This is a genomic window from Methylomonas sp. Uni0009 (genome assembly GCF_054188105.3).
In genome coordinates, this window is record NZ_JBTAFN010000001.1 from 531,691 (window position 1) to 553,377 (window position 21,687).

Consider the following 21,687-nt stretch of genomic DNA (forward strand, 5'->3'; position numbering starts at 1 on the left):
CTTAGTGTCTATTCAGTTGCGACCAGCTAATCAATAGCTGCTCGACCATCAATTGTTTATTAAGTTGCGTGTTCAATTGCGACTTGGTGGTAAGCACATTATCGTAAAACCGATAGAGGCGTTTCAATTCTAGCCGCTGGGCGAGGGCTTGCAAGGCATTTTTCAGATCCGGATTGGCAAGTTCCAGCGATTCCGCCCGGTAAGCGCATTTAACAATATCAGCGACCCAGCTTGCCATCCAGCGTAACACCACGGCCAAATCAATCTTTTCCTGCTTTTGCCAGAATTCGGCGACGGTTAACAGATTCTCTTTGCCTTGTGCCACTTGCAACCAGGCGTCGAAATACTGCTGCCGGAGCTGAATCATATTGAGTTCGGCGTATTGCTGAGCCAATAGCGGCGAGCCTTGGGCCAGAGTTAAGAGCAGATCGGCCTGCTCTCCGACACGCTGCTGCCGCAACCAAGTGATTGCCAGTTCGTGGGCGGGGGTTAGGCAATCGACTTTCTGGCAACGACTGCGAATCGTCGCCGGCAAACGGCTCGGTTGCTCGCTGATCAACAACAAACACGTGCGTTCGGTCGGCTCTTCCAGACATTTCAAAAACGCATTCGCCGAAGCCGTATTCAAGGCGTCGGCCGGCTGAATAATCACCACGCGGTAGGCATCGTCATATTGCGGCTTCAACGCCAGCTTGACGATTAACTGCCTGATTTTGTCGATACCGATGGCCTTGCCCGGTTCGTCAGGTTCTATCGTCAGAAAGTCGGGATGGGTTTGTGCATCGAATAATTTACAAGCAACGCAATGACCACACGCACTCGCATCGGTTAGCGGCGCATGGCACAACAAAGTTCGGGCGTAGTATCCGGCCAGATCCCGCTTGCCTTGACCGATCGCACCTGAAAATAACAAGGCTTGCGGGATGCGTTGTTGCTCGATATAACCGTGCAACTGCCGCCAATTATCCTGTTGCCAGGGGTAAACCTGCATTTGGGTAGACATCAATCGGCCCACAAGCCTGCCAACTCAAGGCGCAACTGCTGTTGCACCTCGCTGAGCGGCAAACTGGCATCGATAATTTTGTAACGACGCAAATCCGTCGCGGCACGTTGCAAATATGCTTGCCGGACTCGGTCGAAAAACGCTAACTGTTCGGTTTCAAACCGGTCCAGTTCGCCCCGATGCTTGGCGCGCTGCATGCCGATTTCTATCGGCGCATCGAGGACAAAGGTCAAATCCGGCCGAAGCGTGCCCTGCACGGTGTTTTCCAGCCAGGCTATGGTGTGTAGATCCATATGGCGGCCTCCGCCCTGGTACGCATAAGTAGCGTCAGTGAAACGGTCGCACACCACCCACTGCCCTTGCTGCAACGCCGGCAAGATCACTTGTTGAATATGTTGAGCGCGAGCCGCGAACACCAACAACAACTCGGCTTGCTCGGTCAAACTTTCCGCTTGCCGTTCCAACAAAATCCCGCGAATCTTTTCGGCAATGCCGGTACCACCCGGCTCGCGGGTCAGTACCAACGGGATGCCTCGTTCTTCCAGCAGCTGTTTGATAAATTGCAGATTGGTGGACTTGCCAACGCCTTCTCCACCTTCCAGCGTAATAAATCGTCCGTGTGTCATCGTTGATATTGATCGACGTATTTTTCGTGTTCAGCCAAGGTCGAAGAAAACGCATGGCGGCCATTGCCGCGGGCGACAAAAAACAAAGCATCACTATTATCCGGGTGCAAGGCGGCTACTATCGCCTGCTTGCCCGGCATTGCAATCGGTGTGGGCGGCAGGCCTTCGATGATATAGGTGTTGTAGGGTGTGGGTTCGCGCAAATCTTTATGCCGGATATCGCCATGGTAATCGTCGCCCATGCCATAAATGACGGTAGGATCGGTTTGCAACAACATGCCTTTCTTTAAACGCCGCGCAAATACCCCGGCGATCTTTCTGCGCTCTTCGCCGGCGCCGGTCTCTTTTTCGACAATAGACGCCAAAATCAACGCCTCGTAAGGGTTTTCCAAGGGCACGCCGTCATCGCGTTTTTGCCATTCTTCGTTCAACACCGCTTGCATGCGATCATGCGCACGCTTAAGCAAATCGACATCGGAGGTATTTTTTTCAAAGAAATAGGTGTCGGGAAAAAACAAACCCTCCGGATGATTCTTATCCGAACCGATTTGCGCCATCAGGTCTTCCAATTGGTTATCGGTCAGCGTGTGTTGCAGGTTGGGGTTGTTTTTGATGGTATTGAACATTTGCTTAAAGGACCAACCCTCCGGAAACGTAATCGAATACTTGCGGGTTTTACCATCGGTCAATTGTTGCAGAATGTCGGCGGCGGTAGAACCTTTCGCTAACACATACTCACCCACCTTCAACAAATGGTCGAGATTTTTCCGATAGGCAAACAACCGAAACCATAAGCGATTCACCGTCACCTGCTGGGCACGCAGATTTTTCACCACCGATTCCAGCGTATCGCCTTTTTTAATTTCAATCACGGTTTCGGTCATGACGACCGGCTTTTTTAGAATCAGTTGATAGTGCATGCCGGCCCAAATCGACACCAAACCCAATACCATCAATAATGTAAATGCGATAATGCTTCTAAACACTGCTATACCTCTGCCATGCGGGCTGCGTTGAGCAAGTCTTGCAAGCGCCGGGTGATGGCGCCGACACTAAAAACTTGCGCTTCCAGCCGTTTAATCGGCCAGATACCGATTACCGAGTTGCTGACAAATAGCTCGTCAGCCTGCAAAACGGCAGTTTGATCGATTGCTTGCTCAAACAACGGTAGCTTGCTGCACTGCGCGAACGCCATAATCAACTGCCGCACAATACCCGCAACACCACATTGCCCTAGCGGCGGCGTGTATAAACTGCCTGACTTGACGATGAATAGATTACTCATCGTGCCTTCCACGACCCGGTCTTGAGTATCCAACATCAAACCCTCTTGAATTGAATCATCTTGCCATTCCGCTCTGGCTAAAATTTGCTCGAGTCGATTCATGTGTTTGATACCGGCCAAGCTCGGATTCAAAGACAAACGCTGCTCGCAAAAACGCGCGGCGATGCCATCTGTTTGGAACTGAAGGGGATAATCGGGGTAAGGATGTAGGCTGAACAGCCTGGTAGGGATAACTTGCTCTGGCTGCCGGTAACCGCGACCACCGCTGCCGCGCGTCACGATCAACTTCAGCACGGCCCGCTCGCTGGATTTGCTCAATTGCCGGGCTTCAGCATCAAGCAAGGCGCTATCCGGCATCGGGATCAGCAATCGCCGACAGCCTTCGGCCAAGCGTTTTAGGTGCCGGTCAAAAAACAGCGGCTTGCCCTGCAAGACTTCGATGGTCTCAAACAGACCGTCGCCGTATTGAAAACCTCGGTCAGAAACATCGACACAGTGTCTGTGCTCGCCGTTTAATAAAAACATAGCCAGACACTGCGGAAGCGGAAGCGCTTATTGGTAACGTTTGAAAACCAGAGAGCCATTGGTACCGCCAAAGCCAAACGAGTTGGAAATAGCGACATCGATCTGCATGTTTCTGGCGATATTCGGGACGTAATCCAGATCGCACTCAGGATCGGGATTTTCCAAATTGATGGTGGGTGGTGCGATTTGGTGCTGGATAGCCAATGCCGTCAATACCGCTTCGATGCCACCCGCCGCGCCTAGCAAATGACCGATCATCGACTTGGTGGAACTGACGGCCAATTTATAAGCGTGATCGCCTAGCGCCAACTTCATGGCATGCGTTTCACCAATATCCCCAGCCGGCGTCGAGGTGCCGTGGGCATTAATGTAGTGCACGTCTTCAGGATTAACTTTAGCATCACGCATCGCGTTGCGCATACAACGCGCAGCGCCTTCGCCACCTTCAGACGGCGAGGTAATATGGTATGCGTCGCCACTCATGCCGTAGCCAACCAGCTCCGCGTAAATTTTCGCCCCGCGCGCCTTGGCATGCTCCAGTTCTTCCAGGACTACTACACCGGCGCCGTCGCTGAGTACGAAACCGTCACGGTCACGGTCCCAGGGTCGGCTAGCAGTGGTAGGGCTGTCATTACGGCGCGACAAGGCTTTTGCCGAAGCAAATCCTCCCATCGCGGTCGGCGAGGTCGTGCAGCGCTCTGCACCGCCGGCCACCATCACATCGGCATCGCCGTATTTGATCAGCCTTGCCGCGTCGCCAATATTATGCGTACCCGTCGAACAGGCGGTGACGATGGCAAAGTTGGGGCCTTTCAAACCATATTTGATCGACAGATTACCGGAAATCATATTAATGATGTTGCCCGGCACAAAGAAAGGCGAAATCCGTCTTGGTCCGCCGGCCACGTAGGTGGCATAACATTCTTCAATACCGGTAATGCCGCCGATGCCGGCGCCGATAGCCACACCGATCCGCTCGGCATTTTCTTCGGTGACTTCAAAACCGGAATCCTCAATCGCCTGGCAGCCCGCTGCAATGCCGTAATGCACGAAACCGTCCATGCGCTTGGCATCCTTCTCGGCAATATAGTCGCCGATATTGAAATTTCTGATGACACCGCCGAACGTCGTTGCAAAAGGGGATATGTCAAATGAATCGATCGGACTAATGCCGCTCTTCCCGTTGACAATGCCATCCCAGGTATCGGCAACATTATTGGCTAACGGCGTAATGGCGCCTAAGCCCGTTATAACAACTCGACGTGTGCTCACAGTAAACTACCGGTAAAAAAAGAAGACAACCAGAGAAGGGAGATAAACCGGCTAGTGGATGGCAAGCACCCACTAACTTTTGGAAACAACTTACTGCAGATTGGCGTTGATGTAATCGATAGCCAATTGGACTGTGGTGATTTTTTCAGCTTCTTCGTCTGGAATTTCGCATTCGAATTCTTCTTCCAGAGCCATGACGAGTTCAACTGTGTCTAAAGAATCAGCACCAAGATCGTCAACAAAAGACGCATCGTTCGCGATTTCTTCTTTTACGCCTAATTGTTCTGCGACAATCTTTTTTACTCGTTCTTCGATATTACTCATATTTTTTTCCTCGAACAATGCAAATGCCTGACTGCGAGCACTTACCTTATCTTTAGTGTTGTATTAATTGAATTTGCAATCTCGTCACTGGCCTTGCCTAACGACAGCGCGGATTATACTTTATGTTCCAAAAAATTCACAACATTCGCCCGCGACTAGGCGATTCGCGGCCTGAGGCTATGTTTTCCCGCTCAAATTTTTAATAATTTCTTCCAACGGCACCAAATTCAGTTTGATCCGGAACAAAACCGCCTGGTTCTCCAACACGCCAAAACATTCGTAGGTACGCAGCATGATACTGGTGTGATTCAGGGTTTTATCCGGGGACTCCGGCAGTTGCTTGACCAGAATATGCAGCTTGTCGTTGTTTTTCAAAGTCGCCAGATGCACGCGATCCACTGAAATGTCGTGAGAGGTGTATACCATCGGATTGCGTTTGAAGTCGTGGTTTTCCAACTGCGCCTTCTCCAACAACGCGCCGGACGTCAAACTGCAGGGAAACACTTCCGGATACTGCGCCACCTGCAACAACTCGTCGAAATAATCCGACTGTTCCGCAAACGAACCCGACAGAAAGTTCTTGACGTTGCCGTTATTCATCCACTTGCGCTTTAAAAAAAACTCGGTGCCGGGCACCACAGTTTTATCGGGTAACGCATTCAAATCCGGCAGGCCGCTTAAATCAGTATCCGCTAAAAACAAAGGCTGTTTGGTTTCTTTTTTATACCCCAGCAAAATGGTTTTGCCTTGCGACTTGATCGCTATGCGATTGGTCAAAGTCAGCTCGGGTATTGTCGCAATCAAGGTCTTTTTAATATCCAGCGTCATCTCTTGCCGCGGCCGCAAGGCATTAACAAAGATGATCTGATAATTACTAAAACGCAGCTGATTGTCGGCGATAATCTGGTCTTCGTGATGCGCCTCCCGGTATAAGCGCATCTGATATTCGATCAAAGTATTTAACTGAAAGCCCAGCACGATCGGGCCTTTAAACGGATTGTGCGTGACCTGCAGCCATTTATGCTTGTCGTGAAACAAGTTGAAATCGTCAGATGCATTGCGGGCGACTTCGATATGAATTTGTTCGAAAGTAAACGATTTATCTTTCATCGATGACCAATGACAGTAGATATGAACCGGCTATTCTAGGCCGATTGCCGCGAATCAGGAAATAACGCACCCAACCAGCTTGTTCTGAGCCGACAACAATCCCCGGCCTGGACCGGAAATCAGCTTACTATCCACATAACCTTACTAACTTGGTTAACGACAAGCCATCTGCATATCTAATGACACAAAAATCGCTGGCGTGCTTATCAGTTATTTATCTTGATAAGTGCCGCTACCTGCCCGCGTATTTCTGCACCCACCCGACTATCCAATTGGCCCAACCACCGTCCCGGAATCTGCGCCAATCCATATTTGGCCCCTGCCAACATCCCGGCCAAGGCCCCCGTCGTATCCGCATCGCCGCCCTGATTCACGGTAGCAATCAGGCAGGATTCGAAATTATCGGTATTGAAGAAATAATGCAGCACCGTCTGTGTGGTATCGACGATGTAGGCCGAGGCTTTACTCGGATAAGGGTGGTAGGCAAATTCGCTGTATTGGTTGATCAAGCGTTTGGCCTCCAGTAAACAGGCTTCAACAGGTTGTCCATGAATCAACCGGTTAGTCATTCGACCCAATGCCAGCGTAGCAGCGTCGGACAATGGATTATGGTGGGTGATGTGGCTCTGCTCCAGACTCCATAATTCAAAATCACCCGGCCGATTTAGCGTCGCCAACACCACCGGCAAATTACGCATACAGGCGCCGTTACCGGCGCCATCTTCACGCGGCAACCCCATCAATACACCTTCATCACGATACCGCACGATGCCGCGTCGGCAAGTATTGCCCACATCCGGCGGATCGCTTTCCAGCCAGGCGAGAAAATTGTCGGCCACAGACTTCAAATTCCAACCTTGATGCTCAATGATGGCTCGCCCCAAGGCCAGCGACATTTGCGTATCGTCTGTCACCTGCCCCGGCTCCAAACCCAGCCAGCCGCCGCCTATCATTTCGGTGTGCACGCCGTAACGCCGTTGAATTTGCCTGGGCGACATGAACTCCACCGTCGCCCCCAATGCGTCACCGCAAGCAAAACCCAGGTAAGCACCCAGGGCCCGATTCATTAACTGCTCGTTCATCGCAATACCTTGACGCGGTAGTCGCCGCCTATCACCAAATACTCGGCTTCACCGCGCAAGGCGTGGTGCGGCAGCAAGTCGTTAAAAAACACCAGTTTCACCATCGGCACCGCCACTTCCAATACATACCCGCCAAATTCGCTGGCGATGGTGCTGCGGTCGGTAAACGAGACGATACTATTGAAGCGGACGATCTTGTGCTGCTTATCTTGCTCGGTAACGACCCAATCGTCCAAGGCATTGACGCCGCGATACAGTATTTTGTGAGTGGCAGCCGGCACCTGGAAACGCTCGATCACCCACTGGCAAAACTCGTACAGCAAATCCAGCTGCATGTAGATGCAATTGTTGTGATAGCGGCTGTTCATCTTTTCTTCGATGTAGGTTATCCAGTCCTTGCTGACAAAACTATTGAGCTGGTGCTTGTGATAATTGGGAAACAAACCGAAGCGGCTCTCCACCCAGCCCTTCAGCACCGCCCCCTGCGCATTGTTGGAATCCAAGCCCCAATCCTGAATCAAGCGTAAATAGCTATTGCGATAACGCCGCCTACCCTCGGCATCGTCGCGCAAACGCTGCTCGGTTTCGAAGCCGAATACCACGCACATATAGTCTTGAAATATGCGCCCACATTCGGCCAAGGTAGTTTGGCCGGCCAACTGCTCGAACAACCCCGGCGCCGACTCGCGGGTGCCAGCGATGTGCAGAGGTTTGGGATAGTCGTTAAACAGATGGCTAGCCACGCAAGCCGTCGCCATGCCGATCAAATTGGTGCTGTGGCTGTATTGGGAAATATCGGGCACGAGGTGGAAGAATGTCGAGCAATCAGATAAGCCCTAATTCTCACATCGAATAGGGAAATTAGCCATACGAAATAAACTTTCCCGAACTATTCTTCCGGAATTGCCGGTGCCACAAAACACTCGCGATTCCACGCAACCGGGTAGCTAGCTGAAAATAGCAAGCGCCAAGCAAGAATCTAGCCGTTTTTTGTGATTGACATCACACAAAGACCCGGAATACAGTGCGCTAGCCGATTGATTATTAAACAAAAAATAAGTGGTCAATAACAGGCAAAACTATAACAACACACGGGAGAGTCATATGAAAAAGTATGTAGCCGAGTCCTTCGGGACATTTTGGTTGGTTCTTGGTGGCTGCGGTAGTGCGGTATTAGCCGCCGCATTTCCGAATGTGGGCATCGGCTTGCTTGGCGTTTCGCTGGCGTTCGGCTTGACGGTGCTGACCATGGCCTATGCCATCGGCCATATATCGGGTTGCCACCTCAATCCGGCCGTATCGGTTGGTTTGTGGATGGGCGGCCGCTTTCCGGCCAATCAATTGTTGCCTTACATCGTTTCGCAAGTGATCGGCGCGATTGCCGCCGGCGGCGTGTTGTATTTAATCGCCAGCGGCAAGGCCGGTTTCGATGTGTCCGCAGGTTTTGCCTCCAACGGTTACGGCGAACATTCGCCGGGCGGCTATTCCCTGCTCTCCGCGTTGATTACCGAAGTGGTCATGACGATGATGTTTTTACTGATCATCCTCGGCGCCACCGATACCCGAGCCCCGGCCGGCCTGGCACCTATCGCGATTGGTTTGGGCCTGACCTTAATTCACTTGATCAGCATTCCGGTCACCAACACTTCGGTCAATCCGGCCCGCAGTCTGGGTGTGGCGGTTTATGTCGGCGATTGGGCCTTGGCACAACTTTGGCTGTTCTGGCTGGCGCCGATTATTGGCGCGGTTTTGGGCGCATTGATTTATCGCTTTATCAGCAGCCCGGACGAGTAACCCCCGAGCTTACTTCAGCGCGGTTCAGCAAGCCTTCGTCATTCCCGCGAAAGCGGGAATCCATTTTGGCAACAGGGCTACCTGCTGCGCGTCAGTGACAATATTAGGGCCGGATTAATCAGGCATCGCCAGCCGGCCAGCTATCTTGAAATCAACATTTCGCCAGCGATTCTGATATGGATACAAAAATCTACAAAGGCCGATCAAATGTATCCGGCGCAATTGCGCTAAATGACGGCTACTTCATCACTGCGGACGACGAAGACAACGAACTAAGCGTGCTCGACCATCTGACGCGAAATCCCGCCGATCTCGAAGAGCTGAATATCCAAGCCGCGTTCTTTTTTCCGAATAATGAAAACCAGATCATACTGCTAAGCGACGGGAGCGAGGACAAGAAAAGCTTTCAATGCGTTTCTGTGGCGCTTTAAGGGAAATACCCGGTTTTTAGATTCGAATTAAATAAGGTAAAAAACGCCCCGCTTTGAATATTTCTACTTCCACCCGGAAGAGCTTCAATAACAAAGCGTATTTGAGCAGGCGACTCGAACCTGCCTTGTATATCACCCTGGTTAGGGCGATGCACAGACACTGCATCATTACTTGCTACATACACTGCACAAAATAACACTCAAATAATATTGGAAAAGTAAAATGGAAAACTTTGTTATATTGATTGGCGGCCCAGGTTTATTTATGGGTTGTGATAAAGCTCATGACCAGCGTTGGTCAAATTATATTGTGCCATTACAGTTGGCTGCGATGAAGAACTTGTACAATAAACAACCCAAGGAGTTGATTCATTGGGTATTATACGAGCCGCCTTATAAAAAAAGATGGGAAGCTGACTCAGTTATCACCAAAGCCGAAGAAAAGGAGGATGACGGATATAACTTACACAGTATCCGAAAAATGGCAACAGATAAATTAATAGCAGCGGGCGGCACCAGCTATATAAATAAAATTCAAACTATTGCTAAAACCTACAGCATTCAATACAAAGGAATTAATCAACCAGAAGACTTTTGGAGCTATCTGCTATCACTGAGCGATAACTCTATTAGCCGGGTTTGGTATAGCGGACATGCTAGCGGGGATGGATTAATGCTAGCGCTTACTCATAATTCGGCATGTCAAGCGGCTGCCTTTGCTACTGATATGATATATAAAGCAGATATTTTAAAAAATAGCGCCCTAGTTAAGAAGTTCATCAAAAAACCCAAGCAGGTTTCAAAATTTTATGGATGCTATACCGAAGGCTTCGCAAAAACCTGGAATGGAGTTTTCGGCGTAGCTAGCGCGGGGGCAAAAAATAAAATCGATTTTGGCGTTGTCGATACTCCATCTAACATAACAAATATAATGGAACGAATTGAAAAAACACCCACTTCACTCGGTAACCCAGACTGGACGGAATACAAATAATGTATATAACAGTCCTTGTGAAAACCATCATTTTCGCGCTGCTTTTAATACTTAGCTTCAGCTGCGATGCTGTAAATACCGAACAAAAAAATCTTGAACTTCTTTTACCAAAATCCTTTGAGCAAATATATCTCGCCAAATTTGGCCTGGACTTTCCTAAAACATTAGACATTTTAAATAGATGCATTCAATATAATGACACGCAATGTTTGAAAGCTTATAACGAGGTTACAGAAGGAAAAAAAACACTCCAATCCATTTCTTCCTCTCATGCCTTAGAAACAACACTAAATATTATTGAAAAATCCTGTCTTTCCAAAGATGAAAACCTGGCAAATTTTACTTGCTATGGCGGCATTATATCCTTGTATTTTTATAACTCTCCGGAACAGGACACCAAAATTCTTCAGCGAATTAAAATCTATCCAAAGAAGATTAAAAACATGATCTTTGATAATGAATTCTATTGGTTTTACAACAGACCAAATAAGGATGTATGGATAAGCGCGGTATCAACGATGGATGTGGATTGGAAAAACGACACTTACAAACAATATATTTTGAGCCTTTTTAGAAAAAGCATTGAAGAAGCAAAAGGTGAAACTTGGGTATCGAAATAGGACCGCAGATTGGTTTGGAGGAAAACCAGTTTTCCTCCGAGATTGATGGATTAACCAGTCCATCGTAATCTTCCGCCTCCACAACCTTAGCCAACTCCCGATTAGTCAAAAAACACACCCTCGAGATAGCCTCCAAAAAAACAAGTCAAAGCAAAAATCGCATTCATGATCGGACCAAAAAAGATCTGACTCCTATCATCACAACCCCGAGTACCACAACAAGCACTGTCAAAGAATGCAGATATAAACCGGTAACTCCGAACAGGACAATCACATCGACCAACCCCATGCAAAGACAGCAAACCAGCGATCCAATTAGCTTTTTTATCCCAGCCTGTTCATTTTTGCTACAGTTCCCCTTAAGATACGACCAAATGACTAAAAAAATGAATGCTTGAAATGTTCGAACGGCGTGGTAACTTTAACCACTTAACCATAATAATAACTAGCTTAAGAGGAAACATCGCATGAGCCTTGACGAAAACAACAACGAGACTGAAGCCCAAAATCAAGCTGAAGAGCCTAAGCAACCGGAAACAAGTTCAGCCGCTGATTCCGCCGTAGCGGCAAAAGATGCGGCCGGGAATATTGTCGCCAACCTGTTGGCACTGAAAGAATCCAATCCTAAAGTATTTTTTGGCGGCGTGGGCGCTGCGGCGCTGGTCTTGGTCGCCTTGATTTTTGGTGGTGGCTCCGATGCCAAATTGCCTGTTCACCAAGCCAAAGCCATGGTTCCCGGTCAGAACTACGTGTTGAAAAGCCCCAACACTTATGACCCAAATGCAACTGTAAGATTGGTCTCCGTTCCCGGCTCCATGGCCGCTTACGATGATACCGAAGAAAATGACCGCGACGGCGCTTGCAAACACATGCCGCTTAACACTCCTGTAAAACTGATTCAATCTCAAGCTGACACCACCGACAAAAATGTTCTGTGGGCGGAAGTTGAGATCACTGAATCCGGCGAATGCCAAGGCCGAAAAGCCTGGACTTCGGCAATAAACCTGCAATAACTGTTGACACAAAAAAATATCTTTTTATAATACTCAGGATAGTAAGCCAAGCGGGAATAGCTCAGTTGGTAGAGCACGACCTTGCCAAGGTCGGGGTCGCGAGTTCGAGTCTCGTTTCCCGCTCCAAATTTGAAAAGCCGCGGCAAATCGCGGCTTTTTTATTGTCCTTATAAAGGCTGCGTAGCAAAATGGTTATGCAGCGGCCTGCAAAGCCGTATATACCGGTTCGATTCCGGTCGCAGCCTCCATTACTATATTTTGCGGGAATAGCTCAGTTGGTAGAGCACGACCTTGCCAAGGTCGGGGTCGCGAGTTCGAGTCTCGTTTCCCGCTCCAAATTTAAAAGCCGCGATTTATCGCGGCTTTTTATTGCCTGAAGATAAGCAAACCACAGCTTGAGGACTGGTGTAAAAGCCAGTTTTTACGACGTACAAAGGGCAAAGCCGGCTGAAGAATCGCCGGCTAACCAATTCTTTAACTCACACTAAAACCCGCTCAACACCGCCCTTGCTCACCCGATCCAAATACCCGGTCATCCAGTTTTCACCCAATACATGCTTGGCGATTTCCACGACGATGTAATCGACTTCCATTTGCTCGACTTCGTCTTCGAACCGCTGTAAACCTTGCATGCACGAGGGACAAGAGGTCAACATCTTCACCGCGCCGTCGTAGCCGTCCGACCGTAATTTAGCCGTGTCTTTCTGCAATTCTTCCGCCTTACGAAAACGAATCTGCGTGGAAATATCCGGCCGCGCCACGGCCAAAGTGCCCGACTCGCCGCAACAACGCTCAGATTTCGCAACCGGCGCACCAACCAACTGATTGACCACTTTGATAGGGTCTTGCTGCTTGAACGGACTATGACACGGATCGTGATATAGATAACGCGCACCGTTTACACCCTCCAACCGCACGCCTTTTTCCAGCAGATATTCGTGAATATCGATCAAGCGGCAACCGGGAAATATTTTCTCGAATTCATAATCCTGCAATTGATCCTGGCAAGTACCGCAGCTGACCACTACGGTCTTAATATCCAGGTAATTCAAGGTATTGGCTACCCGGTGGAACAACACCCGGTTGTCAGTGGTAATTTTCTGCGCCTTATCAAACTGCCCACCAGCACGCTGCGGATAGCCGCAACACAAATAACCGGGCGGCAATACGGTTTGCACGCCAATCTCATACAACATCGCTTGTGTTGCCAATCCGACCTGCGAAAACAAGCGCTCGGAACCGCAGCCGGGGAAATAAAACACCGCCTCGGAATCGGTGCGGGTTTTAGCGTGATCGCGAATGATGGGCACAATCTGCCCGTCTTCGATATCCAGCAACGCCCGCGCGGTTTTGGTCGGTAAATCGCCAGGCATTTTCCGATTCATGAAGTGAATTACCTGCTCGCGCACCGGCGGCTTGCCGACCGTGGCCGGCGGCTGCGCGATCTGCGCTTTGCTCCAAGGTTTTAACAGCGTATTGCCGATGCGTTGCGCCTTGTAGGTCCAATCAATCATCGCCGTGCGCATCGCCTTGACCGTGTTCGGGCTGGACGCGGTCAGAAAAGCAATCGCCATGGTCTTGGCCGGGTTGAAACTTTGCTTGCCCATCTTGCGCAGCAGATTGCGCATATTCATCGACACATCGCCGAAATCGATGTCCACCGGACATGGATTGAAGCATTTGTGGCAGACCGTGCAATGGTCGGCAACGTCTTCGAACTCCTTCCAATGGGTAATCGAAATCCCGCGCCGGGTTTGTTCTTCGTACAAAAACGCTTCGATCAATAATGAAGTCGCCAAAATCTTATTGCGCGGCGAATACAACAAATTGGCCGGCGGCACATGCGTGGCGCAGACCGGTTTACACTTGCCGCAACGCAGACAGTCTTTCACCGAATCGGAAATCGCGCCAATATCGCTTTGCTGCATGATCAAGGACTCAAAACCCATCAAACTAAACGACGTGGTATAAGCCGAACGCAAGTCGGCACCCGGCATCAACTTGCCGCGATTAAAACGCCCTTCCGGATCGATACGGTTTTTATACGCATGAAAATCCGCCAACTCATCTTCGGTCAAGAACTCGTATTTGGTGATGCCGATACCATGTTCGCCGGAAATCGCCCCGCCCAACGAACGCGCCAAAGCCATAATCCGCGCTACGGCCGCATTGGCTTCTTGCAGCATTTCGTAATGATCGGAGTTGACCGGCAAATTCGTATGCACGTTGCCGTCGCCGGCGTGCATGTGCAGAGCCACGAATACGCGACCGCGCAGCACCTCTTTATGCAAAGCCTCGATGCGCTCGACGATGGGCCGGAAATTATCGCCTTCGAAAATTTCCCGCAACCGGGGCAGCAATTCCTGCTTCCACGACACCCGTAACGAATAATCCTGCAAGCGATGAAACAAAATCGGCTCGACGGCACGATTGCTCAGTTCGCCGGCCTGGATACCTTGTGACGCGAAGGCTTTTTCGGCTTCGGCCAACGGCAAATCCAAATTATCGTAAATCCATTGCCAGCGCTGCTTTACTGTGTCTACCGCATCCAACGCCAAGGCCCGACGCTCGTCTAACAATTCGGCTTTATTCACGCCTTCTTCGTAGGCTCTAAGCGGCAAGTCGCCGCCCAGCAGTTCAGTTAAGGCACTGCATAAGCGCAATTTATTATTCAGCGACAATTCGATGTTGATGCGCTCGATGCCGTCGCAATAATCGCCCATCCTCGGCAGCGGAATCACCACGTCTTCGTTGATTTTGAAGGCATTGGTATGCCGGGCAATCGCCGCGGTGCGACCGCGATCCAGCCAGAATTTCTTGCGGGTTTCCGGGTTCACGGCGATAAAGCCCTCGGCACCGCGCGCATTACATATGCGCACCACTTCGGACGCCGCCATCGCGACTTGGTTTTCATCGTCGCCGACGATGTCACCGATTAAAACCATTTTCGGCCGGCCATGGCGCTTGGCTTTAGTGGCATAACCGACTGCTTTCACGTAGCGTTCGTCCAGATGTTCCAGACCGGCCAGCATCACCCGGCTAGCGCCCTCTTTCGGCAAATCCGCCAGATAATCGCGTATTTCGACGATAGAAGGCACCGCCTCGCGTACCTGCCCGAAAAACTCCAGGCAAAACGTTCGGCTGACAGGCGGCATTTCGTGCAGAATCCAGCGTGCGGAGGTGATAATGCCGTCGCAACCTTCTTTTTGAATCCCCGGCAGACCGCCGAGAAACTTGTCGGTGACATCCTTGCCCAGCCCCGTCTTGCGGAAAAAGCTGCCGGAAATTTCCAGCGTTTCCTCACCCAGCAATTGCTTACCGCTGGCATCGAAACGTTTCAGCAAAAACCCGGCTTTGTCTTGTTCGTGGATCTTGCCTAGATTGTGATTCAGCCGCTCGACTTCCAACCAATTGCCGTCCGGCGTCACCATCCGCCAGGAGACCAGATTGTCCAACGCGGTTCCCCATAGCACGGCTTTCTTACCGCCGGCGTTCATCGCGATATTGCCGCCGATGCAGGACGCATCCGCAGACGTTGGATCGCAGGCGAACACCAAACCGGCCTGTTCGGCGGTTTCCATCACCCGTCGGGTCACTACGCCGGCGCCGGTGTGAATCGTCGCATACGAACCATCCACGCCAGGCAATAACGTATGTCGCTCGACCGCCCCCATCACCAACAGCTTTTCGGTGTTGATCACCGCAGAATAAGCATTGAGCGGCACCGCACCACCCGTGTAACCGGTACCACCGCCGCGTGGGATGATGGTCAAGCCCAGTTCGATACAGCCGCGCACCAAATGCCCGACTTCATCTTCCGATGTGGGATACAGCACCACGAACGGATATTCCACCCGCCAGTCGGTGGCATCGGTCACGTGGCTAACCCGCGCGAAACCATCGAAGCTGATATTGTCTTTGCGGGTGTATTGCGACAACAGTGTCAACACGCTACGGCGCAGTTGCGCGGTACGTTCGAAATGGGCTTCGAATTCATTTACAGCCTGATGGGCAGCAGCAATCAATTGCCCCACCCGCTCGGCCCGCCCGGTGTGCTGATTCTCCAGTTCGGCTTGCCGGCCCTCCATTTGCCCCAAACGATGCCGCAAGGCTTGCAGCAAGGCGCGCCGCCGCTTGGCGTTATCGAGCAAATCGTCTTCGAGATAAGGGTTACGCTGTACCGCCCAAATGTCGCCCAATACTTCATACAACATCCGCGCGGAGCGCCCGGTAATTCTCTCACCGCGTAACGACTCAAGCACCCACCACATGTCTTCGCCGAGCAGCCGTATGACGATTTCACGATCAGAAAACGAGGTGTAGTTATAAGGAATTTCCCGCAGTCGCGCGGGCGTTGCATCATCGGATACTGGGAATAATTGAGAAGCCACTGGCAATCGGCGCATAGGAAGTCATAATGCGCCGAATTTTAGCATGTCATCCGCGCCGCCAACCCCTTAAATATCCACCTGCACCAGGAGGCCACCGATCATCAAAAAACCACCTGTTTGCCAATTTACTAATTTGCCTTGCAACCGGCACGGCAAGTCTTTTATTTATTTCAAAACAACAAATTGAAAACCATCGAACTTCCGGTCTTGAAATCTAAAACCAATCGATAGTCCGCCGCCTAAAATAGTGTCGATTTTTTTTACAAAAAAAATACGTCGAACAATCCGTTCAAGTGCAAATTATTGAAAATAATAAGGTGGCCCAATACTTGCTTTTTATGAATTGCTTTCCCCCAACTAAGAGACACTACCTAGCAATCGGGACTCGTCCAACGAAAACGCTTTGCCAGGTAAAAACGCTCCGAACTGCTGGGGAGTTAACTTGAATGGAACACTTTTTGGAGATCACATGAGAAAAATCCGCAAACTCACCTTGGCTGCGTCAATGGCGGCTACCTTCGCACTAAGCGCATTTGCGTCCAGCGCAGCCAATGCCGGCACCATCCAACTTGGCTTTATTCTCGACGAATCAGGCAGCATTGGCTCATCTAACTGGAATATCATCAAAGCTGGATTATCCAACGCTGTTAATAATTTGATTCCGCTGAACAGCAACTATGAAATCTCTGTCGTGACATTTAGCAGCTCTGCGACCGCGGACATTCAAAACTTCCTCGTCACAGACGCGGCCAGCCGCACATCACTGGCCACGAGTATCGCCAACCTAGGTTATAGTGGTGGCGGCACAAACTTTACAGCGGCATTCGACACCATGCGAACCACCCTGGCGGCGTCTACTTTGAATATCGATTTTTCTTACGTAAATTTTGCAACAGACGGAGTCACAAGCAACGAAGCAACCGCAATTACCGCGCGCAATAATTTGATTGCTGCCGGCGTGGATAACATCAGTATCGAAGGCATTGGTAGCGGGGTGGATACTGCCTATCTGCAAAACAGCATTTGCTACCCGGGTCCTTGCGACACAACCTCACCTTACAATTTCCCAACTCAAGGCTTTTACATTGGCGTTGCTAACGCGACTGCTTACGCAGCCGCGATTGAAAACAAAATTCGCGTTGTGACCCAACCAAATAATACTGTACCCGAACCAGCAAGCTTGGCCTTGACCGGGCTGGGCTTGTTCGGCATCGCCATGTCTCGCCGCCGTAAAGCTGCATAATCAACACTAAACTGCGCTTTCATCCTGCTAAACTCGGTCACAGACCGGCTTTAGCAGGCTTAGCCGCGACAAATAGCCCAATCAGAATTACTTGCAGAATTATCTGCTGATAATCTACGCAAACACGCCTCATCCGCCAGGTTCACCGCTCTTTGAAAATCCCTCCGCAAAGATCGGAAAACTAAATCAATTAAACCTGAGCTTATCTCGCAAACTCTGTAAGCCCTTGTGCACAGGGTTGACTTCCAAACCTTCCTGTACTTTTTTCAAAGCCTCCGAGCGGTCGTTCTTTTCGTAAAACTCCCACGCCTGCTGTTCCAGCGTATCGGCAATTTTATTGATGCCATCCATGGCCGCTTTGTTGTATGGATCAATTTTCAAAACTTCCTGATAAGCCCAGAACGCATTGCTGCCGGTCGGCGCGGTGAGGTAACCGACATCAAAATGAATATCCGCCAATTCCAGCAAATCCTTAATTTTTTGGTTTTGCTCCGGATTGAGCTCAACAGCGACCTTTACCACTTCGGTAGCGGTTTGCTTTTCATTGAGAGTCCAATAGACGTTCAACCCGATCAAACAAGCCAGCAACACACCCGTTGACCACAGTCCGTAATAGACAGACGTATGCGGTCCGATAGCCGCTAAAAATTCGTCGATAGTGGCACAGCGATCCTCCTGTCTAAAAGCCAGAGCCTTTTGCAATCCTTTCCATTGCCGACGTTTAAGCTGCGCAATGGGTTTGGGCTGTAGATTGACTTCCGTGGCCTTTTCCGCCGATAACCGGCCAAACGGATGCTTGCCGCTCAACAGTTCGTAAGTGATGCAAGCCAAGGCATAAATATCGTCGCGCGGATCGGGATCGCTATTTTGCAGTTGCTCCAAACTGGCATAGGCTGGAGTCATAGCGCCCAGCGACCGCGCATTAAAAATCGTCGCGTCGTGGCCATCTGTTTCGCTGCGGCCAATGGCGCAAGCAATCCCGAAATCCAGCACTCTGATTTCGCCGTCGTCGCCGACAAACACATTCCCCGGTTTAAAGTCGGAATGCACGATATTTTTCTTATGCGCATGTGCCAAGGCTTCAGCCATCGCACTGATGATAGGCCAGGCTTTTTTGAAGGGTAATCCGCTGTCGACATGCTCGCGTATCAGATGACTGAGCGGCCTACCCTGCAGGTATTCCATCGACATAAACACGTGCGTGCCGTCCCGATCAAAATCGTAGACTTTAATAATATTGGGGTGAGACAGGGTTTGCGCGCGCTTGGTCTCCCGCTGCAAAGCCACCAGCGCCATCGGATTGAATTGAAAATCCTGGTTTAACACCTTTAAAGCGACGAAAGGCTCTTTATCCGAGGCCTCTACTTTGCGCAAGTCGGTGGCTTTAAACACCATACCCATGCCGCCCACCCCGAGCAACTCTTCGAGCACAAAACGACCTTTCAAGGTACTCCCGACTGTCAGCTCGGCGCGCGGCTGCGAGGGATCCAAGCCTTGCAGCAAGGATTCGGTCGTCAGGGTAGGTGTTTGCGTAGCGGGTGAAACCGGCAGTATCGTCGTCGCCGTAGCCGGCGCCGAAACTATGCTGGTTGCATCGTCTGGAGCGGAGACCTGTGAAGGCGCCATTTGGGTTTGGTCACCGATAAACCGGGTTTCGTCTTGCATGACCGATTGCAAACCGCGATAAACATCCGCGCCAATGTTTCCGCTCCGATATTCGTTTTCCAAAAATTGCCGAGCCGCATCTAAAACTGGTTCGGGTTCCGCGCTTAACGCGGCCGCTACGGCCAATAAATCTTCATAGGCTAGTTGAGCCTGCTGAAAGGCTTTCAATGCGAGCTCAAATCTGGACATGGCAAACGACAGTCAGGGAAAGTGTAAGGATTTTAGCCGAAGAGCTTGTTCGTGTCGCTGCAATTGCCCTTGATGGTCTAAAAACCGCCAAGCCCCAAAATCGACCGGGATAAATCCCGTCCAGGTCCGGCAAATTCTCGCCACCGCTGCATTTGAGCTCTCCCAAGCCCGACGGTCATCAGAAATTTACTGACCACGATTCAATAAGAAAAAGCGCGAGTGGCCGGCACCGAATCTCCAGAAAAATTTAATTACTATTGAAAACATCAACATGCATCTATAATAAGTTGCAAAAATTATTTGGAATAAATGCTCATGAAATCACTGTTTTTTTTTGAACTATTCTGCTCTAAAACCGCTGTTGCGCGATTAAGCAAACGGCAATCCCTAACCGCAGGCTCGTTAGTGACGTTGCTGCTGGCGTCGCCACTCGCGGCAGGCGTGGAATTCGCGAGCGGCACATTCAATCTAACCGGCTCCGGGGCCGGATCGGTGGGCTACCTGCCCTTCTCGCTATCACAAACCACACTGGTCGATATTGCCACCAGCGGCCCCACAACGGACCCCTATATTTTCCTGCTGAGCGGCACCGGCAATTTTACCAGCCTCTCCGTACTCACTCAGAACGACGACGGTTGCAACCAGATAGACTGCGGCGCGGCGGGCGTTTCTCCGAATTTTAACTCGCTGATTAACGACTACCCCTTGAGCCCCGGCAGCTATACTGTCGCGTTGGCAAACTACCCGTTTGCATCAACCGACGCTATCGCGGGTTCCAATATAAACAGCGACACGGGCAATGTGTTACTGATAGTCGGCGACTCGGGACTGATCATTCCCGGCACCGGCACCGGCTCGGGCAGTGCGAGATTGATTAGCTATGCCGGCAGCGGCGGTGCTGTCATTTCCCAATCGCAAATTATCGAATCTACATCCAACGCCAGCGCTACCTCTCTGGCAATCAACAGCTTGTGCGCATCACCCACCAGCAGCGCTGTTATCAGCGACTGCGCCAGAATCGCCGGCCTGGGCGCGGCTGCCAAAGCCGATGTTATCGATCAAATTACCCCTGAAGAGATCAATACGATTGCAGCCACCACGGTTGCCACTTCGCGAGCAAATTTCAGCAGCGTAATGGACCGCATTGCCACCTTGCGCGCCGGTAATGCGGGCGGCATCAACCTGGGCGGCACCAAAATCGGCGGCGGCAGCGGCGACGAACTACCGGAAATATTTCAACGCCTGGGCCTATACGGCAATATCGACGGCAGTTTTGGTAGCCGGAACCGCACTGCCAACGAACAGGGTTACAGCTTCGACAATCAAGGTGTCACGGTCGGTGCGGATTATGCTTTCACCGATAATTTTTTTGTGGGGGTGGCCTTTAATAACGCTCACAACAAAGCCGATTTCAACAACCGCGCCGGCCAGCTTTATACCGCAGCCTATACCGGCTCGCTATACAGCACTTTGAATATTCAGGATTTCTATATCGACGCGCTGGCCAGTGTCGGCGGCATCGATTACGAATCCGAGCGGGCAATGAGCTTTTTCAACACCTCGGCAAAAGGCAGCACCTCGGGCATGCAGTATGCCTCCAGCTTGGGCGCGGGTTATAACTACCACATCGACAAGGTAGTGGTCGGACCTTATATCGGTTTCGACTACGCCAAAACCGAAGTGGACGGCTACCGCGAAACAGGCGGCTCCAGCTTCGGCACCAGCTACGGCAAACAAAACATAGAATCCATGCTAACCAAAGCCGGCGCCAGGGCTTCGTATGCGTGGAGCTTGCCTTGGGGCGTCATCGTGCCGCAAGTCAATGCCGAATGGGTACATGAATCCAGCTATAACGCCCAAGTCAGCGTCGTGCGCTTCGTGCAAAACAATGCCGGCTTTAATATCCGTTCCGACAATCCGGACCGCGATTTCATGCAACTGGGATTTAACGTGGCCGGCCAATTTGCCGACGGCATGTCCGCTTTCGTGGCCTACAACACCATCATCGACCGGGCAAACGTGTCAAACCACGCCTTTTCCAGCGGCTTGCGGCTGTCGTTTTAAAACAATCCAATAAACAAAGTCGATTACTGATCGACCGCGCATACTGACCACGCTGC

The 21,687-nt window shown here is 50.8% G+C and carries 18 protein-coding genes and 3 tRNA genes; 10 read left to right on the top strand and 11 right to left on the bottom strand.

Going from position 1 to position 21,687, the window contains the following annotated elements:
* Position 1: 1 nt before the first annotated feature.
* From ACWAU0_RS02500 to ACWAU0_RS02540, 9 genes are all read right to left on the bottom strand, one after another.
* On the bottom strand, positions 2-1,003 hold the full coding sequence (locus tag ACWAU0_RS02500; RefSeq protein ID WP_458138208.1) for a DNA polymerase III subunit delta': 1,002 nt from the start codon (positions 1,001-1,003) through the stop codon (positions 2-4).
* Positions 1,003-1,629, bottom strand: coding sequence for a dTMP kinase (gene tmk, locus ACWAU0_RS02505; protein WP_033157116.1), 627 nt, complete (start codon positions 1,627-1,629; stop codon positions 1,003-1,005). Before tmk ends, ACWAU0_RS02500 begins: the two co-directional genes overlap by 1 nt.
* Positions 1,626-2,615, bottom strand: a complete 990-nt coding sequence (mltG, locus tag ACWAU0_RS02510; RefSeq protein WP_308441626.1) for an endolytic transglycosylase MltG — start codon at positions 2,613-2,615, stop codon at positions 1,626-1,628. The genes tmk and mltG overlap by 4 nt, the downstream gene beginning before the upstream one ends.
* A 2-nt stretch (positions 2,616-2,617) precedes the next feature.
* Positions 2,618-3,439, bottom strand: coding sequence for an aminodeoxychorismate lyase (gene pabC / locus ACWAU0_RS02515; RefSeq protein ID WP_458138209.1), 822 nt, complete (start codon positions 3,437-3,439; stop codon positions 2,618-2,620).
* 27 nt (positions 3,440-3,466) lie between these two features.
* A complete protein-coding gene (gene fabF, locus ACWAU0_RS02520; RefSeq protein WP_458138210.1) occupies positions 3,467-4,711 on the bottom strand; it encodes a beta-ketoacyl-ACP synthase II in 1,245 nt (414 codons plus the stop codon).
* A 90-nt stretch (positions 4,712-4,801) separates the two neighbouring features.
* Entirely contained in the window at positions 4,802-5,035 is a 234-nt protein-coding gene (gene acpP, locus ACWAU0_RS02525) for an acyl carrier protein (protein WP_013820083.1), read from the bottom strand.
* A gap of 177 nt (positions 5,036-5,212) precedes the next feature.
* The gene (locus tag ACWAU0_RS02530; RefSeq protein WP_171696428.1) at positions 5,213-6,145 is read right to left on the bottom strand and encodes a hypothetical protein; all 933 of its coding nucleotides are present in this window, start codon (positions 6,143-6,145) and stop codon (positions 5,213-5,215) included.
* Between the two features lie 206 nt (positions 6,146-6,351).
* Positions 6,352-7,227, bottom strand: a complete 876-nt coding sequence (gene draG / locus ACWAU0_RS02535) for an ADP-ribosyl-[dinitrogen reductase] hydrolase (RefSeq protein ID WP_458138211.1) — start codon at positions 7,225-7,227, stop codon at positions 6,352-6,354.
* A complete protein-coding gene (locus ACWAU0_RS02540; RefSeq protein ID WP_458138212.1) occupies positions 7,224-8,030 on the bottom strand; it encodes an NAD(+)--dinitrogen-reductase ADP-D-ribosyltransferase in 807 nt (268 codons plus the stop codon). The genes draG and ACWAU0_RS02540 overlap by 4 nt, the downstream gene beginning before the upstream one ends.
* Positions 8,031-8,331: 301 nt before the next feature.
* Here ACWAU0_RS02540 and aqpZ point away from each other — a divergent pair, with 301 nt between their 5' ends.
* The 8 genes from aqpZ to ACWAU0_RS02580 all read left to right on the top strand — a co-directional run bounded on the left by aqpZ (position 8,332) and on the right by ACWAU0_RS02580 (position 12,415).
* The gene (gene aqpZ, locus ACWAU0_RS02545) at positions 8,332-9,021 is read left to right on the top strand and encodes an aquaporin Z (protein ID WP_458138213.1); all 690 of its coding nucleotides are present in this window, start codon (positions 8,332-8,334) and stop codon (positions 9,019-9,021) included.
* 176 nt (positions 9,022-9,197) lie between these two features.
* Positions 9,198-9,452 carry a hypothetical protein gene (locus ACWAU0_RS02550; RefSeq protein ID WP_458138214.1) on the top strand — a complete coding sequence of 85 codons (255 nt, stop codon included), beginning with the start codon at positions 9,198-9,200 and terminating at the stop codon, positions 9,450-9,452.
* A gap of 223 nt (positions 9,453-9,675) precedes the next feature.
* Positions 9,676-10,446, top strand: coding sequence for a hypothetical protein (locus tag ACWAU0_RS02555; RefSeq protein WP_458138215.1), 771 nt, complete (start codon positions 9,676-9,678; stop codon positions 10,444-10,446).
* Between the two features lie 17 nt (positions 10,447-10,463).
* Positions 10,464-11,066, top strand: coding sequence for a hypothetical protein (locus ACWAU0_RS02560; protein WP_458138216.1), 603 nt, complete (start codon positions 10,464-10,466; stop codon positions 11,064-11,066).
* A gap of 467 nt (positions 11,067-11,533) precedes the next feature.
* The gene (locus ACWAU0_RS02565; protein WP_033157127.1) at positions 11,534-12,079 is read left to right on the top strand and encodes a hypothetical protein; all 546 of its coding nucleotides are present in this window, start codon (positions 11,534-11,536) and stop codon (positions 12,077-12,079) included.
* A gap of 50 nt (positions 12,080-12,129) precedes the next feature.
* Positions 12,130-12,205, top strand: a tRNA-Gly gene (locus ACWAU0_RS02570).
* 48 nt (positions 12,206-12,253) lie between these two features.
* Positions 12,254-12,327: transfer RNA gene (locus ACWAU0_RS02575), tRNA-Cys, on the top strand.
* Between the two features lie 12 nt (positions 12,328-12,339).
* Positions 12,340-12,415 (top strand) — tRNA-Gly (locus tag ACWAU0_RS02580).
* Positions 12,416-12,558: 143 nt separating this feature from the next.
* On the opposite strand, the gene ACWAU0_RS02585 is transcribed toward ACWAU0_RS02580, so the two are convergent.
* Positions 12,559-16,485: a DUF3683 domain-containing protein gene (locus ACWAU0_RS02585; RefSeq protein ID WP_458138217.1), complete on the bottom strand. Its 3,927-nt coding sequence runs from the start codon at positions 16,483-16,485 to the stop codon at positions 12,559-12,561.
* 454 nt (positions 16,486-16,939) lie between these two features.
* Between ACWAU0_RS02585 and ACWAU0_RS02590 the strand changes: the two genes are divergently transcribed.
* Positions 16,940-17,713: a VWA domain-containing protein gene (locus tag ACWAU0_RS02590; protein WP_458138219.1), complete on the top strand. Its 774-nt coding sequence runs from the start codon at positions 16,940-16,942 to the stop codon at positions 17,711-17,713.
* A gap of 186 nt (positions 17,714-17,899) precedes the next feature.
* Here the strand turns inward: ACWAU0_RS02590 and ACWAU0_RS02595 are convergent, their stop codons facing one another.
* Positions 17,900-19,567 carry a serine/threonine-protein kinase gene (locus ACWAU0_RS02595; RefSeq protein WP_205453431.1) on the bottom strand — a complete coding sequence of 556 codons (1,668 nt, stop codon included), beginning with the start codon at positions 19,565-19,567 and terminating at the stop codon, positions 17,900-17,902.
* A gap of 315 nt (positions 19,568-19,882) precedes the next feature.
* Here ACWAU0_RS02595 and ACWAU0_RS02600 point away from each other — a divergent pair, with 315 nt between their 5' ends.
* Entirely contained in the window at positions 19,883-21,631 is a 1,749-nt protein-coding gene (locus tag ACWAU0_RS02600; protein WP_205453430.1) for a DVUA0089 family protein, read from the top strand.
* Positions 21,632-21,687 lie beyond the last annotated feature (56 nt).

Excerpts from the sequence above, each read along its gene's own strand:
- ACWAU0_RS02565 (WP_033157127.1), top strand. The coding sequence starts at position 11,534 with ATGAGCCTTGACGAAAACAACAACGAGACTGAAGCCCAAAATCAAGCT.
- ACWAU0_RS02585 (WP_458138217.1), bottom strand. The coding sequence starts at position 16,485 with ATGCGCCGATTGCCAGTGGCTTCTCAATTATTCCCAGTATCCGATGAT.
- pabC (WP_458138209.1), bottom strand. The coding sequence starts at position 3,439 with ATGTTTTTATTAAACGGCGAGCACAGACACTGTGTCGATGTTTCTGAC.
- acpP (WP_013820083.1), bottom strand. The coding sequence starts at position 5,035 with ATGAGTAATATCGAAGAACGAGTAAAAAAGATTGTCGCAGAACAATTA.
- ACWAU0_RS02550 (WP_458138214.1), top strand. The coding sequence starts at position 9,198 with ATGGATACAAAAATCTACAAAGGCCGATCAAATGTATCCGGCGCAATT.
- ACWAU0_RS02595 (WP_205453431.1), bottom strand. The coding sequence starts at position 19,567 with ATGTCCAGATTTGAGCTCGCATTGAAAGCCTTTCAGCAGGCTCAACTA.
- ACWAU0_RS02590 (WP_458138219.1), top strand. The coding sequence starts at position 16,940 with ATGAGAAAAATCCGCAAACTCACCTTGGCTGCGTCAATGGCGGCTACC.
- ACWAU0_RS02555 (WP_458138215.1), top strand. The coding sequence starts at position 9,676 with ATGGAAAACTTTGTTATATTGATTGGCGGCCCAGGTTTATTTATGGGT.
- tmk (WP_033157116.1), bottom strand. The coding sequence starts at position 1,629 with ATGACACACGGACGATTTATTACGCTGGAAGGTGGAGAAGGCGTTGGC.
- ACWAU0_RS02530 (WP_171696428.1), bottom strand. The coding sequence starts at position 6,145 with ATGAAAGATAAATCGTTTACTTTCGAACAAATTCATATCGAAGTCGCC.
- draG (WP_458138211.1), bottom strand. The coding sequence starts at position 7,227 with ATGAACGAGCAGTTAATGAATCGGGCCCTGGGTGCTTACCTGGGTTTT.
- ACWAU0_RS02600 (WP_205453430.1), top strand. The coding sequence starts at position 19,883 with ATGAAATCACTGTTTTTTTTTGAACTATTCTGCTCTAAAACCGCTGTT.
- ACWAU0_RS02500 (WP_458138208.1), bottom strand. The coding sequence starts at position 1,003 with ATGTCTACCCAAATGCAGGTTTACCCCTGGCAACAGGATAATTGGCGG.
- aqpZ (WP_458138213.1), top strand. The coding sequence starts at position 8,332 with ATGAAAAAGTATGTAGCCGAGTCCTTCGGGACATTTTGGTTGGTTCTT.